Source organism: Propioniciclava sp. (assembly GCF_036744435.1).
Classification (GTDB): domain Bacteria; phylum Actinomycetota; class Actinomycetes; order Propionibacteriales; family Propionibacteriaceae; genus Propioniciclava.
The window spans coordinates 1-15,552 of the sequence record NZ_DAIOIA010000074.1; the positions used below are offsets into that span (position 1 = coordinate 1).

Genomic DNA, 15,552 nt, shown 5'->3' on the forward strand with positions numbered 1-15,552 from the left:
CGGCTGCAGCCCGGAAGCGACGTGGTCGAGGTGCAGGCCGGCCCGCGCGTCAACGTGTCGCGTGCTTACGACCGGCCCTGGCGTTTCACGGCGGCGGGCGCCGCGGGCGTCTCGGCGTTCAAGGCACACCCGCTCAGCCGCACCTGACCGGTCATCGCAGCGTGCGCGGACGCTCCCGCCAGGCAGGCGGCCCGAGCCAGTCCTGGGGCGGGTCCTCCCCGACGCGTCCGTCGATCGCCTCCCTTACCAGGTCGGCGTGCCCGGTGTGGCGGCCATACTCCTCCACCAGATCCATCACGAGACGACGCAGGCTGACTCGCTCGCCCCACCGGCGCCCCATCTCGGTCGCGCTCCCCAGGCCGTCGGCGGCATAGGCCGCCGCGAGCCGCTCCCGGGCCCGCAGCACGAGGCCGTCGTACAGCCCATACAACTCTTCCGGTGGGTTCTGCGGGGCACTCTCGAACGCCCAGTCGTGACCGTGTCCCGGCTCGTCGAACGGAGCATCGGGACGCGAGCCGTCCAGATCCCACGTCGCTTTGAAGGTCTCGCAGGCGGCCAGGTGCTTCAGCAGGCCGCCCAGGCTCAGCTCCGAGGTCGGCAGCCGGAACGCCAGGGCCTCGGCGTCCAGGCCGTCGGCCTTCCAACGGAAGGTGTAGCGCATCCGGTCCAGAGCACCGAACAGGTGCTGGGCCTCGTCACCGTCGAGCGGTGGTTCCCACGGCGGGTGATCCATGGCCCGACCCTAGGAGCCACGCGTTGACCTCGTCCAGCCAACGGGCCTTGTCGGCGTCCGTGGCGAAACTCGCCGCGATCGACGAGCGGGCCAAGTCGGCCAGCGCGGCGTCGTTGAGGCCGTGGACGGACCTGGCGGTGGCGTATTGGTCGGTCAGCCGAGACAAGAAGAGCAGCGGGTCGTCGGCCCCCAGTGCCACCTGTGCGCCCGCGTCCAGCAGTCGACGCAGGGGCACGTCGGCGGCGCGGTGATACACCCCCAACTGCACGTTGGAGGCCGGGCAGACCTCGAAGGCGATCCCGGCGGCCACCACCTGATCGAGCAGCCGCGGATCCTCGACCGTCCGCACGCCATGCCCGAGCCGCGTCGGCCGCAGCGCCTCGATCACCTGGGCGACGTGCTCGGGGCCGCGCAACTCACCAGCATGCGGGACGCCCGGCAGCCCGGCCCGGCGGGCGATCCGGAAGGCGCCATCCCACTCGGAGGTGTCGCCCTCCCACTCGTTGTTGCTCAGTCCGAACCCGCACACCTGTCCGGGGCCCTGACCGACGTACCGGGCGGCCAGCCTGGCCAGCGTCCGGGCGTCGAACGGGTGCCGGATCCGGGACGAGGCGACGATGACGCCGACCTGTACGCCGGTCGTGGCTGAGGCCAGCCGGGCCTCGTCCAGGATGATCTCGAGAGCAGGCTGCAGGCCCCCCACCGAGGAGGCGTAGGAGGTGGGGTCGACCTGGATCTCCAGCCGTCGCGACCCCTCGGCCGCATCGTCGGCTGCCGCCCGCGACACCACCGTGCGGAGCGCGTCCTCACCCTTGACGGCCGCCCGTGCCACGTCGTAGAACCGCTGGAAGCGGAACCAGCCTCGCTTGTCGGCAGGCACTTCCAGGGCGACAGCGTCGATGAGTTGCGCGGGCAGATCGATGGCGCGTGCCGCAGCCAGCTCCACCAGAGTGGGGACGCTGAGGGAGCCGGTGAAGTGCAGGTGCAGGTGTGCCTTGGGGAGCGACGCGAGGTCACGGCGGGGGGGACCGGTCGGGGGCAGGCCCGCCCCGGGGAGGAACCCAGGGCCGGCGTCTTTCATGCAGCGATGCTAGGGGGCGACGCAACCCCGGCTCAGGCGCGTCTCGGCAGCGGTGCCGCCGCGACGGGTGGGTAGACGGTCCTCCCGCCGGTCACGGGCACCACCGTGTGGGTGACGACATCGGGGTACACCTCGACGAGGCTGAACCCGGGGTTGCTCGCCTGGCCGCGCAGGTCGCGCCCCACGGTCAGATCCTGGTTGTAGACCAGCGACGGCGCCACGGAGGTTCCCACCCCGGCGAACACCCCGAACGCGGCCTGGTGGAAGTGCCCGCCCAGGATCGCCCGGGCGTCTGTTCCGCGCAGCACCTCGGCCAACTCGTCGGCATGGGAGAGCACCCAGCCCCAGGCGGCGTCCTGGAGGGGTGGTAGCGGCGGGTGGTGGATCACCACGACCGAACCCGACTCGGCGGGGCGGGAGAGTCGCTCCCGCAGCCAGGCCAGGGACGCGGGGGCCACGCGCCCGTGCGCCTTCCCGGGCACCGTCGAGTCGACCACCAGCAGGCGCAGCCCGCGCAGCACATGCTCGGCGAGCACCGGTTCGGCGCCCTCGGCGCCCAGCAGAACCCGCCGGAACGCCCCCGGTTCGTCGTGATTCCCGTTGGCCCAGATCACCGGGACGCCCACCGACGCCGCAGCGGTCTCGACCGTCTGCCGCAGCCAGACGTAGGACGCTTCCGAGCCGTCGTCGGACAGATCCCCGGAGAACACCCACGCGTCGCAGCCCACATTCCACGAGGTGAGCACCTCCAGCGCCTGACGTAACCGGGCGCGGGCATCCACCACGCCGCCGACGGATGCACCATCTCCGGTGATGTGGGTGTCGCTCAGGTGAGCCAGGGTGTGGGTGGGACGAGGTCGTGACATGGGTCCTCCAGCGGGCGGCAAGCCGGGCGCGGGGAGGCGCCGACCGACCTCAGGCTAGCTGTCGCCCCCGTCAGGACGGCCAGCCCCGGCGGCCTCCGGACGCGACGACGCCCCGGCACGCAGCAAGCGGCCGGGGCGTCGGGTCAGGATCAGTCGTGCAGGCCGCCGACGGTGTCCTTGGCGTCGCCGCCGGGGGGCGGGGTGAACTCGTTCTCGAACGAGGTGCCACGGGCGCGATCCCAGGACGCCAGGATCTCGGCCTCGGCCTCGGCGCGCCCCGTCCAGATGGCGCCCTCGACCGACTTGCCGGGCTCCAGGTCCTTGTAGACGGTGAAGAAGTGCTCGATCTCCAGCAGCGACAGATCGGGGATGTCGGTCAGGTTGCGGGTCGACTCCTGGCGCTTGTCTGCGATCGGGACGCACAGCACCTTGTCGTCACCGCCCATCTCGTCGTGCATCCGGAACATGCCGATGGCGCGGCACTCGATCAGCGCGCCGGGGAAGGTCGCCTCCGGCAGCAGGACCATGGCGTCCAGCGGATCGCCGTCCTGGCCGAGCGTGCCCTCGATGAAGCCGTAGTCGTTCGGGTAGGCCGTCGCGGTGAACAGCGTGCGGTCGAGACGGATCCGTCCGTTGTGATGGTCCATCTCATACTTGTTCTTGGTGCCCTTGGGGATTTCCACGGTCACGTCGAAGTGGAGCGGAGGCTTCACCTTGGGCCGTTCGAAGGATGCTCGCATTACCGTCCTTGGTCGCAGTGGTTGGCTTTCAGTGCAATACCAGGCTACCGGTTGCAGGATGATGGGGGGAATGCGGGAGCCCGAAGATCGAGGTCAAGAAGGAGGCTGCTGGTGAGCCGTGCACGACGTGCTCGCGGCGCCGGGTGGGCATGGCCCGCCCTGGTGTGGATCGTGGCGACGGCGCTGGTGGGAGCCACGGTGCTGCTTCAGGTGGTGGTGCGCCCACAGTTGGCGTCCGATCCGCTGGTGGGCGGCGGGCGCCTCGACGCCCCGGCCTCCGCGCAGGCCCCCGGCGCGGTGCTGCCGGGCCTGTCCGCGCCGTCGGCATCGGTGGACGCCGCCGCGCTGGCCCGCACGCTGGAGGCGTTGCCCCGCGACGGTCTCGGCGACCTGGCGGGCCTGGTCGTCGACGCCGAGACGGGCACCGAGCTGTACCGGGTCGGCTCCGGGGCCCGGACGCCCGCGTCGAGCATGAAGGTGCTCAGCGGCGTCGTGGCCCTCGACGTCCTGGGCGCTGACACCCGGTTCGAGACACGCACCTACCTGACGGCCGACGGCCAGGTGATCCTCCGTGGCGGAGGCGATCCGCTGCTCGCCTCCGCCCACCAGGACGCCTACCCGCACGCCGCCTCCCTGGAAGACCTCGCCGCCTCGACCGCTGAGGCCCTGCGTGCCCGCGGCGTCACCTCGGTGGAACTCGGGTACGACGCCAGCCTGTTCGGCGGGCCCGCCTGGAACCCCCTCTGGCCCGAGACCTTCGCCACCTCCGTCGCGCCGATCACGGCGCTGACCGTCGATCACGCCCGCCCCGATGCGAACTCATGGGCTCGCAGCACGGACCCCGCCCGGCTGGCCGCCGACGCGTTCGCCTCCCGCCTCGCCGCGCAGGGGATCGCCGTCACCGAGGTGGAGGCGGAAGCCACGCCGGCCGAGGCCCAGCAGGTCGCCGCGGTCACCTCGCCGCCGGTCGGCGTCCTGGTCGAGCACACGCTGTCCGAGTCGGACAACGACGCCGCCGAGACCCTGCTGTGGCAGGTGGCGCTGGCCCGCGGGAAGACGCCGAATCCGGACGTGTCGGCGGCCACGCTGATCACCGAACTGACCCGGTTGGGGCTCTGGTCGGACGGAATGGTCGCCCACGACGGCAACGGCATCTCCGCCGACAACCAGGTCACCCCCGACGCACTGGTCGGCGCCGTACGGCTCGCCGTCCAGCGCCCCGCCCTGCGCCACCTCCTCACCGGCCTGCCCGTCGCCGGGGTGTCCGGCACCCTCGACGAGCGGTTCGACGCCGCCGACTCGCTGGCCGGTCGTGGGCTGGTCCGCGCCAAGACGGGCACGATCCGTGGCGTCAACACGCTCACCGGGTATGTCGTCACGGCCGACGGCCAGCCGCTGGTGTTCGCGTTCATGACGTCGGGCGGGGCAGGGCAGACGTCGGCGCGCGCCTGGCTCGACCGGGCATCGTCGGCGTTGGCGTCCTGCGGATGCTGAGCCGCGGGCGCGCCTAGGCTGGACGCATGTCTGCGCTTCCCTTCCTCGATGCCCGCGTGCCGGGGGCTCTCGGCGCGGCCATCGCCGCCCCGGGCCCCGCCCTCACTCGTGAGGAGGCCGAAGCGCTGACGGCGTCCCTGCGGTCGGCGCTGGCGGCGTCGGTGGATCCTGTCGCCGAGGTGACGGGTCTGGGGGCGGTGGCGTCTGGCCCGATGCTGGTCGTCGACCGGGCCACGTGGATCTCCGCCAATGCCGACATGGCCCTGACGATGCTCGCCGAGGGGGCGGAGGTGTCGTGGCCGGTGCCGGAGCGCATGCGCGACAAGATCGAGGGCCGGTTCAACGGGGCACAACTGGGCGGTCTGCTGACGCTCCTGTCCTCGCGCATCCTGGGCCAGTACCTGCCGTTCCTGCGCACTCCCACTCTGGTGGTGGTCGCCCCCAACGTCCTCAAGGTCGAACGGGAGCTGGGCGTCACGCCCGCCGATTTCAGGCTGTGGGTATGCCTGCACGAGCAGACCCACCGGCTGCAGTTCGCGCGCGCCCCCTGGTTGCGGGGTCACCTGATCGAACGTGTCGGACGCCTGCTGAGCGCGAGCGACGACGACGCCCCCCGCTCGGGTCGTCCCCATTCGCTGATCGAGGCTGTCACCACCCCGGAGCAGCAGGTGGTGCTGGAGGAGGTGACCGCGGTGATGAGCCTGCTGGAGGGGTACGCCGACGACATGATGGACCGGGTCGGTCCCGAGGTCGTGCCCAGCGTGGCGTCCATCCGACGCAAGTTCGATCAGCGTCGTGGGCGTGGCGGCTGGACGCAGGCGCTCAACAAGCTGATGGCGATGGACCTCAAGCTGGCCCAGTACCGCGACGGCGCCGTGTTCTGCCGGGCGGTGATCAAGGAGGTGGGCGTCGCCGGGCTCAACCGGGTCTATGACGCCCCCGAGTTCCTGCCGTCCGCCGACGACATCGCGGATCCGCACCGCTGGGTCGCCCGCGTGCACGCCTGATGGCCCGTAAGGCGCTGGGCCCAGCGACCCTCGCCGTCGTGCAGGCTGTGGATGCGCTGCCGCCGCAGCCGTGGACCGTGGCCTGCTCCGGCGGGGCGGACTCCCTCGCCTTGGCCTGGGCGGCCTCCCATGTGGCGGCCCGCCGCGGGACCCCGGTCGCGGCGTTGGTCGTCGATCACGGTCTGCAGCCGGGCTCCGACGTGGTGGCCGCCGACGTCGTCGCGCGGCTGGCGTCGTTCGGGCTGGACGCGGTCGCGGTGCGGGTGAGCGTGGCCGCCGGGCGCAACCTGGAGGCCGCCGCGCGGGAGGCCCGCTATGCGGCGCTGGACGCGCAAGCGGGCACCGGCGCGGCGATCCTGCTCGGGCACACGCGCGACGATCAGGCCGAGACGGTGCTGCTGGGGCTGGCGCGCGGCTCGGGTCCCCGTTCGCTGGCAGGGATGCCCGCACGGCGTGGGCGCCTGGTCCGGCCGTTGCTGGGCCTTCCCCGGCGGCTGACCTCGCAGGCGTGCGCCGAACTGGGGCTGAGCCCCTGGCAGGACCCGATGAACGAGGACCCGCACTACGCCCGTGTCCGGGTCCGTGGTCGGGTGCTGCCCCTGCTGGAGCGTGAGCTCGGTCCTGGCATCGCCGAGGCGCTGGCGCGGACGGCCGGCCTGTGCCGGGACGCCGCCGACGCCTTGGACGCCGCGGCAGCACCGCTTGCCGGAGAACCTGAGCCGGATGCCGAGGCCCTCGCCGCAGCGCCCGCGGGGGTCCGCCGGGCGGCGTTGGCCGCCTGGCTGCTCGGCCGCGGGGCCCCCGAGGCGACCACCGCGCACGTGGCGGCGGTAGAGGCGCTCGTCCTTCGGTGGCACGGCCAGCGCGGGGTCGACGTGCCCGGCGGAACCGTGGTGCGGGAGGACGGCCACCTGGCCTACGTGCCGCGATAGGCTGTCGTGACGTGGATGCTACGCAGATCGACCCTGAACTCACCCGGGTCCTGTACACCAACGACCAGATCCAGGCGCGGCTCGCGGAGCTTGCAGCCGAGATCGACGAGGAGTACCGAGACAAGGACTTGCTGCTCGTCGGCGTCCTGAACGGCGCCGTCATGGTCATGGCGGATCTCTCCCGGCATCTGACCAGCCATGTGGAGATGGACTGGATGGCCATCTCGTCCTACGGCTCGGGGACGCAGAGTTCCGGGGTGGTGCGGATCCTCAAGGACCTCAACACCGACATCGAGGGTCGTCACGTGCTGGTGGTCGAGGACATCATCGACACCGGGCTGACGCTCGCGTACCTGATCCAGAATCTGAACTCCCGCAAGCCGGCCAGCCTCAAGATCATGACGATGTTCCGCAAGCCGGACGCCTTGAGCAGCCCGGTCGAGGTGGCTCACGTCGGGTTCGACCTGCCCAACGAGTTCGTCGTCGGCTATGGCCTGGACTACGCCGGTCGTTACCGCAACCTGGTCGACGTCGCGACGCTGGCACCGCACGTCTACAGCTGACGGGGCGTCGGGACGGCTCAGCCGGCGTCCCCGGCGATGGCGCGCAGGGCCGCCAGGTGCCCGCGCCACTGCTCCCGACCGGTGGCGCTGAGCGACAACCAGGTGCGTGGCCGCTTTCCGACGTAGCCCTTCTTGATCGTCACGATGCCCAGGTCCTCCAGAGCGGACGCTTGTCGCGACAGCACAGAGTCGCTGACTTGGAGTTGGTCGCGCACGGTGGCGAAGTCCATCGACTCGGTCGCGTTCAGGGCCGCCACCAGAGAGAACCTCACCGGGTGCGTCAAGGCATCGACCAGCTGGTGACGAGGGTGCTCGCCGGTCACCGGGACGCCTCCGCCCACGCTCCCACCCAGGCCGTCACCGTCAGGGCGAGAGCGGACGCGATCAGGAACCACGGCTGATCGGCGAACCACCACGAGGTGCCGAAGACCGCGACGATCCACAGGGCACCCCAGATGATGAGGGTGAGCGTCCACCGGCGTCCGAAGCCTCGCTTGACGGCTCGCCCGAAGCGCCCCGCGAACACGAACAGGGCGCCAACCCAGGCGAACAGCAGGGTGAGCGGCAGCCACAGCAGGGTCGGAGGGACGTAGGCGAGGGCCACTAGAGCCAGCGAGGACGCGGCTCCCAGGCCCATCAGCCCGGCGATGTGCGGCCAACTGGCCCCGGCGCGGGCGGTTGCCGCGGCGCCGTCGGCCTGCCGCAGGAGGGCGCGGGCCTGGTCCGGGTCGAGCGGGCCGGTCATCGTGCAACCTCGAGGGTCGCGATCCGGCGCGACAGGGAGGCCTGGACTGCGATGCCCGTGCCGGCCGCGGAGGCCGCCACCGAGGTGGCGACGACGACGAGGCCGGGCTGCTGGGACATCAGTCCGAGGACGACGAGGGCGATCATCGCGGCGATCGCCACGCCGGGGCCGATCCAGGCGTAGCGGCGGGAGGTCCGGAGGCGCTGGAGGGTGCGGTCGTTCATGGGGTTCCCTTCGTCGAGGTCGCGGTGGCGGGGGAGCCGATGCGGCATGACCTCACGCTAACAAGTACTTTCCATATCGGCAAGTGCTTGTTGGTCGACTCGTCGCCGCAGAGGGTGTGGCGAGGCGTCGTTGGTGCGGTGCAGTACGGTTAACGCGCTACACGACGCCTATGAAACGGGAGTGGCATGAAGGCTCCTCGATTCCTGCGTAGTCCCATCCTCTGGGTCTTCGCGGCTTTCCTCATCATCATGCTCGGGATGAACCTCTTCTCGGCATCCAGCAGGTACCAGCAGGTGCCCACCTCGCAGGTGATCTCGGTACTGCAGGGCACCGATCGCATCAAGGAAGTGGTGCTGGTCGACGGGGATCAGGAGATCCGCGTCGAGATGGCCGACCAGGCGGGTACCCGGATCCGGGCGACCTGGGTGGGGCAGCAGAGCTCCACCATCGTCGAACGCCTCAACGAGCGGGTCGCCGCCGGGACGCTGGAGTCCTGGAAGGGCGAGAACCCCGACACCGGCCTGATGTCGATGTTCCTCATGGGAGTCCTGCCGTTCCTCATCATCGGCGCGCTCTTCTTCTTCATGCTCAACAGCGCCCAGGGTGGTAACCGCGTCCTCGGCTTCGGCAAGAGCAAGGCCAAGGTCGCCAGCAAGGACACCCCGCAGACCACGTTCAACGACGTGGCAGGCGCCGAGGAAGCCATCGAGGAACTTCAGGAGATCCGCGAGTTCCTCTCCGAGCCCGCGAAGTTCCAGGCCGTCGGGGCGAAGATCCCCAAGGGCGTCCTGCTCTACGGCCCGCCCGGCACCGGCAAGACGCTGCTGGCGCGCGCGGTCGCGGGCGAGGCGGGCGTCCCGTTCTTCTCGATCTCGGGTTCCGACTTCGTCGAGATGTTCGTCGGCGTGGGTGCCAGCCGCGTCCGCGACCTGTTCGAGCAGGCCAAGGAAGCCGCCCCGGCCATCATCTTCATCGACGAGATCGACGCCGTGGGCCGCCACCGCGGCGCGGGCATGGGCGGCGGGCATGACGAACGCGAGCAGACGCTGAACCAGCTCTTGGTCGAGATGGACGGCTTCGACGTCCGCGGCGGCGTCGTGCTGATCGCCGCGACCAACCGGCCCGACGTGCTGGACCCGGCGCTGCTGCGCCCGGGGCGCTTCGACCGGCAGATCCCCGTCGAGGCCCCCGACATGAAGGGCCGCCTGCAGATCCTGCGGGTGCACGCCGCCAACAAGCCGATGGGGCCCGACGTCGACCTGGAGACGGTGGCCAAGCGCACCCCCGGGTTCACCGGCGCCGACCTTGCCAACGTGCTGAATGAGGCGGCGCTGCTGACCGCCCGCCAGAACCAGCAGTGGATCACCAAGGCGAACCTCGACGAGGCCATCGACCGGGTCATCGCCGGGCCGCAGAAGCGCACGCGGGTGATGAACGAGCGCGAACTCCTCATCACCGCCTACCACGAGGGCGGGCACGCCCTGGTGGCCGCCGCGATGCCGGGCAATGACCCCGTGCAGAAGGTCACGATCCTTCCGCGTGGCCGTGCCCTGGGCTACACGATGGTCATGCCGGACGCCGACAAGTACAGCCAGACCCGCGGCGAACTCCTCGATCAGCTCGCCTACATGTTGGGCGGCCGGGCCGCCGAGGAACTCGTCTTCCACGACCCGACCACCGGGGCGGCCAACGACATCGAGAAGGCCTCCAAGGTCGCCCGGGCCATGGTCACCGACTACGGCATGAGCGAGGCGATCGGCGCCGTCAAGTACGGCTCGGCCGACAGTGAGCCGTTCCTCGGCCGCGACATGGGTGGCGGCGGACGCGACTACTCCGAAGACGTCGCCGGGACCATCGACCGCGAGGTCGAGCAGCTCATCGCCACCGCGCACCAAGAGGCGTTCGACGTCCTGGTGGAGAACCGCGAAGTGCTCGACGAGCTCGTGCGTCAGCTGTTCGAGCACGAGACTCTCGACAAGGAGCAGGTCGCCCGCGTCTTCGAGCCCCTCAAGCGGCGTCCGCGGCGTCCCGCCTGGACCGGGTCGGACAACCGGCGCCCCAGCGACGTCCCGCCCATCGACCCGCCCGAGCGCAAGGTCCCCGAGCCGGTCCCCGCGCCCGCCCAGGTGGCTCCCGTTCCGTGGCGGCCGGGGCAGCCCGGCCCGCAGCCTGGACAGCCCTACCCGGGGCAGGTTCCCGGTCAGCAGCCGGGCTGGGGCCAGTGGCCGCAGCCCCCCTACCCGGGGCAGTACCCCGGCGCCGGCTACCCGCCGAACTACCCTCAGGGACAGCAGCCCTACCCCGGACAGCAGCCCTACCCGGGTCGTCCTGGCTACCCGGCGCAGCAGCCCTATCCCGGCCAGCAGCCGACCCCCGGCCAGCCCGGGGGAGGTTCCGGGGCACCCGGTGCTCCCGGGCCGTCCTCGTCCGGACCGGGCGCGCCTGGATCCCCCGATGCTCCCGAGGGGAATCCCTCCGACGAGAAGCACTGAGATGGCCGTCGATCACGACCGTCTGCGCGCCGCCGTCCGTGAGGTGCTCCTCGCCATCGGCGAGGATCCGGACCGCGACGGGCTGCGCGACACCCCCGACCGGGTCGCTCGCGCCGCGGTGGAGATGTTCGGCGGGCTGGACCAGGACCCGGGCGACTACCTCGGGACCACCTTCGATATCGAGCACGAGGAACTCGTGCTGGTCAAGGACATCGAGGTGTGGTCCACCTGCGAGCATCACCTGCTGCCCTTCTCGGGGGTCGCGCACGTCGCCTACATCCCCAGCAAAGAGGGCAAGATCACCGGGCTGAGCAAGCTCGCCCGGCTCGTCGACGTGTTCGCGAAGCGGCCCCAGGTCCAGGAGCGGCTCACCACGCAGATCGCCGACGCGCTCGTCGAGCATCTGCACCCGCAAGGCGTCATGGTGGTCGTGGAGGCCGAACACCTGTGTATGACGATGCGAGGCGTGCGCAAGCCGGGCAGCAGGACGGTCACGTCCGCGGTGCGCGGCATCATGCGCAACGCGGCGACCCGAGCCGAGGCCATGAGCCTCATCCTGGGGTGAGGGCCGTGACCGCCCACCTCGCCCGCGTCGCGGGAGCCCGGCCCGAGCAGGACCATCCCGGGCGGCCGCTCATTCAGGGAATCCTCAACGTCACGCCCGACTCGTTCTCCGACGGAGGCCGCTGGAACGACCCTGCCGCGGCCCTCGCGCACGGCCTCGATCTGATCGCCCAAGGCGCGGACCTGATCGACGTCGGCGGGGAGTCCACGCGTCCTGGCGCCGTCCGGGTGGGTCCGCGCGAGGAACTCGCCCGCGTCCTCCCGGTCGTGACCGGGCTGGTCGAGGCCGGGGTGCCCGTGTCGGTGGACACGTCGCGGGCCAGCGTGGCCGCCGCCTGCCTGGCGGCGGGGGCGTCCTGGATCAACGACATCACCGGCGGCGCGGACCCCGAGATGCTGCCCGCCGTCGCCGCGTCCGGGGCCGGCTACATGGCGATGCACACGCGGGGCGACTCCGAGACGATGGCCTCGCTGGCCAGGTACGACGATGTCGTCGCCGAGGTGTGCGCCGAACTGGCCGAGCGGCGCGACGCGGCGCTGGCCGCGGGCATCGCCTCCGACCGGCTCGTCCTCGACCCGGGCATCGGCTTCGCGAAGACCGCCCAGCACAACTGGGCCTTGCTGGGTGCCTGGAGCGCCTTGGACCGGCTCGGGTTCCCGTTGCTCCTTGCGGTGAGCCGCAAGGCCTTCCTCGGGCGCCTCCTGGGCAGCGCCGAGCAGCCGGTCCCGCCCGGCGACCGGGATGCCGCCTCCGTCGCGCTCACCGCCTTGTTCGCCGCACGTGGCGTGTGGGGGGTCCGCGTCCACGACGTCAGGCCACACGCGGACGCGGCGCGCACCGCGGTCCGGCTCGCCGCGCAGCCACGGGCGGCCGAGCCGACGGTCACCATCGCCCTGTCCGGCGTCCGGGCCCGCGGCTTTCACGGGGTGCTGGCCGAGGAACGACGCCGGGGCCAGGAGTTCGTCGTGGACGCCCGGCTGGACGTGACGCGGACGCGGGTCAGCGACGATCTCGACACCACGGTCGACTACGGCGGCCTCGCTGAAGCGCTGGTCGCCGACATCGAGCGGGAGCCGGTCGACCTGATCGAGACGCTGGCCGCCCGCCTTCTGGACACCTGCCTCGCCGCGCCGCTCGTCTCCTCGGCGACGGTGACGGTGCACAAGCCGTCCGCCCCGATCGATGTCCCGTTCACCGACGTGGCGGTGACGCTGAGCGGGAGGCGCCGATGACCCGGCTGGTGCTGTCGCTGGGGGCCAACCTCGGTGATCCGGTGGGCCAGATCAATGCGGCGCTCAGGGCGCTGGCAGCCGACCCGGATCTCGAGGTCGTGGCCGTCTCGGACGCCTACGCGACTGACCCGGTCGGTCGCACCGACCAGCCCTCCTTCGTCAACGTCGCGGCGCTGGTGGAGACCACTCTGACGCCGATCGCGGTGCTCCGCCGGACGCAGGCCATCGAGGACGCCGCGGGCCGGGTGCGCGTGGAGCGCTGGGGTCCTCGCACCCTGGACATCGACCTGATCACGGTGGACGGGGTCCTGAGCGAGGATCCCGTCCTGACGCTGCCCCATCCCCGCGCTCAGGAGCGTGCCTTCGTCCTGATCCCATGGATCGACGTGGACGCCGACGGCGTCCTGCCGGGCCACGGGCGGGTCGCGGACGTGTTGGCGGCGCTGCCCGATCAGGGTGTGCGCCGCCTGGGCGGGCTGGCGGGCTGGTCGTGAGCGAGCCGACCATCGAGCCGACGCGGGTCACGGCGGTGGTGGTGGCCGCGGCGGCCGGCGCGCTGGGCATCGGGTCGATCCTGGCGTGGTGGCAGGGGCTGGGGCATGCGTTGCCGATCCCCGGTTTCGCCGCCTGGGCGTCCATGCTGCTCATCGCCGTCGCGGCCCTCTACCTCGCCGTCCGCACGCGCAGGACCCTGAGCGAGGACCCGGCTGCGCTGGATCCCCGACAGGCCGTCATCCGGCTGCTGCTGGGTAAGACATCGCTGCTCGCGGGCGCATTCCTGGCGGGCGGCTACGTGGCGCTCGTGCTGCTGGCGGTTCCCGCGCTTCCCGCGCCCTTAGCAATCGAACGGCTGGTGCACGGCGGAATCGCGGCGATCGCCGGGGTGCTGTGCGCCGTGGCGGGCCGCCGGTTGGAGAATGCCTGCAGGATTCCGCCGCCTTCGGGGGACTCAGACGCGAACACGCCCGCGCGTTGACGGCCCCTTGTTGGCGTCCGCGGATACTCTTAACGCGTGACAACCACCACGATTAGATCCCGTTCCCGTCGCCGGGCCTTGCTCGGCGCTTCCCTGACGGTGGGCACGATCGTTGCGGTGGCCCTGCTGGTGGCCAGTTCGTGGGTTCCCCCTCTTGCCATCGCCGCCGTGGCCGTCGCCCTTGTGGGCGGCTTCCTGGCAACCTGGGCTGCGACGATCGAGTTCCGTGAGTGGAAGGACCGTGCCGCCCAAGAGGGTGAGTCTGCGCGCGCCGCCGAGCGCGACCGTACCCGCGTCTTCCATGCTCGTCAGCGCGAAGTGCTCGCCACCGTCGACGCCCGCACCCGAGCCGTTCAGGATTCCCTGAATCAGGCCATGACCTCGCTGGGGGAGTCCGAAGCTCAGGCTTCGCGGCTTCGCGGCGACAACGAAGCGCTCACCATCGAGAATGGCGAACTGCGTACCGAGAACGGCGAGCTGCGTACGCAACTCGACAAGGTCGCCGCTGCGTCCGAGGAAGCCGATGTGGTCGCGCTCCCGGTGCGGCTTTCCACCGAGGAGAGCCAGCGCTGGAGCGATCTTGAGGCCCCCACGGTCGTCAACCTCGACTTGGTCCGGCTCGCCAATCCATTGCTGGATGAGGTGAAGCAGGCTCACGCCAACTGATCCCGCCCGAGGGCCGCACGCCGGTCACGGGGCTTCGGGGCCGCGCACAGCATCGCTGTGCGGGGCCCCCTTTTTGTGTGAACGCCTTACCACAGGGCGGTCGCGGTCATGTTGCTTTTCTCTTTGGTCAGACCCTCGACATTCTTGTGGATAGTGCCACTCACCGTTTGTTTTGGCCTCCTTGGCTCACAGTCGGCCAGCGCACTTCCCGGTGAGAAGGGGGAGCGCCGGCATTCGCCATAGCGGGGTTATGTGAAGTCCTTTTTCGCGCCCGTGCTCACCGGTAAACGCATCGGGTAGGTTCCGAGAGACAATTCCGGTATTGCCGCATGCGAAGTCTGGGTATAGATTCGGCGGCAGTAAATGGTGGGACACCGCACCACCATTGCCACGCTGGAAGGAAACCCATGGCGCAGCGCGTCCGCATTGAACTCACCGACGACCTCGACGGCACCCCTGCCGACGAGACCCTCACATTCGCGATCGATGGCGTCACCTATGACGTCGATCTCACGTCCGACAACGCAGAAAAGCTCCGCGAGTCCTTGGCCCCCTACATCGCGGCCGGGCGCCGTGTCGCGGGTCGCCAGTCCACCCGTAAGGCCAAGGGCCCCACGGCGTCCGGCCCTTCGGCGAACGAGATTCGCCAGTGGGCGCGTGAGCGGGGGATGGAGGTCTCCGAGCGGGGCCGCGTGAGCGATCAGGTCAAGGCCGCCTATCAGGCCGCTCACTGAGCAAAACCACACGCGTTTCGGGCCCGGGGCAGTTCGCCCTGGGCCCGAATTGCGCCCCAGGCGAACATGCGAGCTCTCCGGAACAACGGCCGACGCAGCGGCGTTGACTAGACTGACGAAGAAGCCCGTGCCCTATGCGGGCGGTCCGGCATCGCCGGAGTGAAGGAGAGCTCATGTTCGATCGGTTCACCGACCGCGCGCGGCGCGTGATCGTCCTGGCCCAGGACGAGGCGCGCATGCTCAACCACAACTACATCGGGACCGAGCATCTCCTGCTGGGTCTCATCCACGAAGGCGAAGGCGTTGCTGCCAAGGCACTGGAGTCCCTGGGGATCTCCTTGGAGTCCGTGCGCGCCCAAGTCGAAGACATCATCGGTCCGGGTGAGCAGGCGCCGACGGGGCACATCCCGTTCACGCCCCGGGCCAAGAAGGTGCTGGAGCTGTCCATGCGCGAGGCGCTGCAGCTCAATCACCCCTACATCGGCACCGAGCACATCCTGC

At 70.9% G+C, this 15,552-nt stretch carries 18 protein-coding genes and 2 pseudogenes; 13 read left to right on the forward strand and 7 right to left on the reverse strand.

The window, feature by feature from the left end; all coding sequences use genetic code 11:
• Nucleotides 1–151: 151 nt before the first annotated feature.
• From V7E09_RS10180 to V7E09_RS10195, 4 genes are all read right to left on the reverse strand, one after another.
• Nucleotides 152–733, reverse strand: a complete 582-nt coding sequence (locus V7E09_RS10180; protein WP_324511144.1) for a mycothiol transferase — start codon at nucleotides 731–733, stop codon at nucleotides 152–154.
• Nucleotides 696–1,814: an adenosine deaminase gene (locus tag V7E09_RS10185; RefSeq protein ID WP_324523340.1), complete on the reverse strand. Its 1,119-nt coding sequence runs from the start codon at nucleotides 1,812–1,814 to the stop codon at nucleotides 696–698. The genes V7E09_RS10180 and V7E09_RS10185 overlap by 38 nt, the downstream gene beginning before the upstream one ends.
• 32 nt (nucleotides 1,815–1,846) lie before the next feature.
• The gene (locus V7E09_RS10190; RefSeq protein ID WP_324523341.1) at nucleotides 1,847–2,680 is read right to left on the reverse strand and encodes a metallophosphoesterase; all 834 of its coding nucleotides are present in this window, start codon (nucleotides 2,678–2,680) and stop codon (nucleotides 1,847–1,849) included.
• Nucleotides 2,681–2,829: 149 nt separating this feature from the next.
• Nucleotides 2,830–3,420 (reverse strand): inorganic diphosphatase, encoded by a 591-nt coding sequence (locus tag V7E09_RS10195; RefSeq protein ID WP_324511141.1) that lies wholly within the window; start codon nucleotides 3,418–3,420, stop codon nucleotides 2,830–2,832.
• 111 nt (nucleotides 3,421–3,531) lie between these two features.
• Between V7E09_RS10195 and dacB the strand changes: the two genes are divergently transcribed.
• Genes dacB through hpt form a run of 4 tightly spaced genes read left to right on the forward strand, consistent with a single transcriptional unit; the run spans nucleotide 3,532 to nucleotide 7,416 of the window.
• The gene (gene dacB, locus V7E09_RS10200) at nucleotides 3,532–4,914 is read left to right on the forward strand and encodes a D-alanyl-D-alanine carboxypeptidase/D-alanyl-D-alanine endopeptidase (RefSeq protein WP_324511140.1); all 1,383 of its coding nucleotides are present in this window, start codon (nucleotides 3,532–3,534) and stop codon (nucleotides 4,912–4,914) included.
• Between the two features lie 26 nt (nucleotides 4,915–4,940).
• Complete coding sequence (locus V7E09_RS10205) at nucleotides 4,941–5,921, forward strand: zinc-dependent metalloprotease (RefSeq protein WP_324511139.1); 981 nt, start codon at nucleotides 4,941–4,943, stop codon at nucleotides 5,919–5,921.
• Between the two features lie 38 nt (nucleotides 5,922–5,959).
• On the forward strand, nucleotides 5,960–6,853 hold the full coding sequence (gene tilS, locus V7E09_RS10210; RefSeq protein WP_324511138.1) for a tRNA lysidine(34) synthetase TilS: 894 nt from the start codon (nucleotides 5,960–5,962) through the stop codon (nucleotides 6,851–6,853).
• 11 nt (nucleotides 6,854–6,864) lie between these two features.
• Nucleotides 6,865–7,416, forward strand: a complete 552-nt coding sequence (gene hpt, locus V7E09_RS10215) for a hypoxanthine phosphoribosyltransferase (RefSeq protein WP_324511137.1) — start codon at nucleotides 6,865–6,867, stop codon at nucleotides 7,414–7,416.
• A 17-nt stretch (nucleotides 7,417–7,433) separates the two neighbouring features.
• Here hpt and V7E09_RS10220 read toward each other — a convergent pair whose 3' ends face one another.
• The 3 genes from V7E09_RS10220 to V7E09_RS10230 are packed head-to-tail and all read right to left on the reverse strand — an operon-like array spanning nucleotide 7,434 to nucleotide 8,433.
• A complete protein-coding gene (locus V7E09_RS10220) occupies nucleotides 7,434–7,739 on the reverse strand; it encodes a winged helix-turn-helix domain-containing protein (RefSeq protein WP_324511136.1) in 306 nt (101 codons plus the stop codon).
• Nucleotides 7,736–8,161 (reverse strand): hypothetical protein, encoded by a 426-nt coding sequence (locus V7E09_RS10225; RefSeq protein ID WP_324511135.1) that lies wholly within the window; start codon nucleotides 8,159–8,161, stop codon nucleotides 7,736–7,738. Before V7E09_RS10225 ends, V7E09_RS10220 begins: the two co-directional genes overlap by 4 nt.
• The gene (locus V7E09_RS10230) at nucleotides 8,158–8,433 is read right to left on the reverse strand and encodes a hypothetical protein (protein WP_324523342.1); all 276 of its coding nucleotides are present in this window, start codon (nucleotides 8,431–8,433) and stop codon (nucleotides 8,158–8,160) included. Before V7E09_RS10230 ends, V7E09_RS10225 begins: the two co-directional genes overlap by 4 nt.
• A 138-nt stretch (nucleotides 8,434–8,571) precedes the next feature.
• Here V7E09_RS10230 and ftsH point away from each other — a divergent pair.
• The 9 genes and pseudogenes from ftsH to V7E09_RS10275 form a co-directional block, all read left to right on the forward strand.
• Nucleotides 8,572–10,776, forward strand: a pseudogene (gene ftsH, locus V7E09_RS10235) (ATP-dependent zinc metalloprotease FtsH); the annotation flags it as partial.
• Nucleotides 10,777–10,879: 103 nt separating this feature from the next.
• Entirely contained in the window at nucleotides 10,880–11,443 is a 564-nt protein-coding gene (gene folE / locus V7E09_RS10240) for a GTP cyclohydrolase I FolE (protein WP_324523343.1), read from the forward strand.
• A 5-nt stretch (nucleotides 11,444–11,448) separates the two neighbouring features.
• Nucleotides 11,449–12,300, forward strand: a pseudogene (gene folP / locus V7E09_RS10245) (dihydropteroate synthase); the annotation flags it as partial.
• 36 nt (nucleotides 12,301–12,336) lie between these two features.
• A complete protein-coding gene (gene folB, locus V7E09_RS10250; protein WP_442956872.1) occupies nucleotides 12,337–12,675 on the forward strand; it encodes a dihydroneopterin aldolase in 339 nt (112 codons plus the stop codon).
• A complete protein-coding gene (gene folK, locus V7E09_RS10255; RefSeq protein ID WP_324511131.1) occupies nucleotides 12,672–13,169 on the forward strand; it encodes a 2-amino-4-hydroxy-6-hydroxymethyldihydropteridine diphosphokinase in 498 nt (165 codons plus the stop codon). Before folB ends, folK begins: the two co-directional genes overlap by 4 nt.
• Nucleotides 13,166–13,651: a DUF3180 domain-containing protein gene (locus V7E09_RS10260; RefSeq protein WP_324511130.1), complete on the forward strand. Its 486-nt coding sequence runs from the start codon at nucleotides 13,166–13,168 to the stop codon at nucleotides 13,649–13,651. Before folK ends, V7E09_RS10260 begins: the two co-directional genes overlap by 4 nt.
• 117 nt (nucleotides 13,652–13,768) lie before the next feature.
• Nucleotides 13,769–14,317 carry a hypothetical protein gene (locus V7E09_RS10265; RefSeq protein ID WP_324523344.1) on the forward strand — a complete coding sequence of 183 codons (549 nt, stop codon included), beginning with the start codon at nucleotides 13,769–13,771 and terminating at the stop codon, nucleotides 14,315–14,317.
• A 407-nt stretch (nucleotides 14,318–14,724) separates the two neighbouring features.
• On the forward strand, nucleotides 14,725–15,051 hold the full coding sequence (locus V7E09_RS10270) for a histone-like nucleoid-structuring protein Lsr2 (RefSeq protein WP_324511128.1): 327 nt from the start codon (nucleotides 14,725–14,727) through the stop codon (nucleotides 15,049–15,051).
• 173 nt (nucleotides 15,052–15,224) lie between these two features.
• A partial coding sequence (locus V7E09_RS10275; protein WP_324523345.1) for a Clp protease N-terminal domain-containing protein occupies nucleotides 15,225–15,552 on the forward strand: 328 nt, incomplete at its 3' end.

Bases quoted from the DNA above. Each gene is read 5' to 3' on its own strand.
- V7E09_RS10195 (WP_324511141.1), bottom strand. From the start codon at position 3,420: ATGCGAGCATCCTTCGAACGGCCCAAGGTGAAGCCTCCGCTCCACTTC.
- V7E09_RS10190 (WP_324523341.1), bottom strand. From the start codon at position 2,680: ATGTCACGACCTCGTCCCACCCACACCCTGGCTCACCTGAGCGACACC.
- V7E09_RS10185 (WP_324523340.1), bottom strand. From the start codon at position 1,814: ATGAAAGACGCCGGCCCTGGGTTCCTCCCCGGGGCGGGCCTGCCCCCG.
- V7E09_RS10225 (WP_324511135.1), bottom strand. From the start codon at position 8,161: ATGACCGGCCCGCTCGACCCGGACCAGGCCCGCGCCCTCCTGCGGCAG.
- folE (WP_324523343.1), top strand. From the start codon at position 10,880: ATGGCCGTCGATCACGACCGTCTGCGCGCCGCCGTCCGTGAGGTGCTC.
- V7E09_RS10270 (WP_324511128.1), top strand. From the start codon at position 14,725: ATGGCGCAGCGCGTCCGCATTGAACTCACCGACGACCTCGACGGCACC.
- folK (WP_324511131.1), top strand. From the start codon at position 12,672: ATGACCCGGCTGGTGCTGTCGCTGGGGGCCAACCTCGGTGATCCGGTG.
- V7E09_RS10230 (WP_324523342.1), bottom strand. From the start codon at position 8,433: ATGCCGCATCGGCTCCCCCGCCACCGCGACCTCGACGAAGGGAACCCC.
- V7E09_RS10205 (WP_324511139.1), top strand. From the start codon at position 4,941: ATGTCTGCGCTTCCCTTCCTCGATGCCCGCGTGCCGGGGGCTCTCGGC.
- V7E09_RS10180 (WP_324511144.1), bottom strand. From the start codon at position 733: ATGGATCACCCGCCGTGGGAACCACCGCTCGACGGTGACGAGGCCCAG.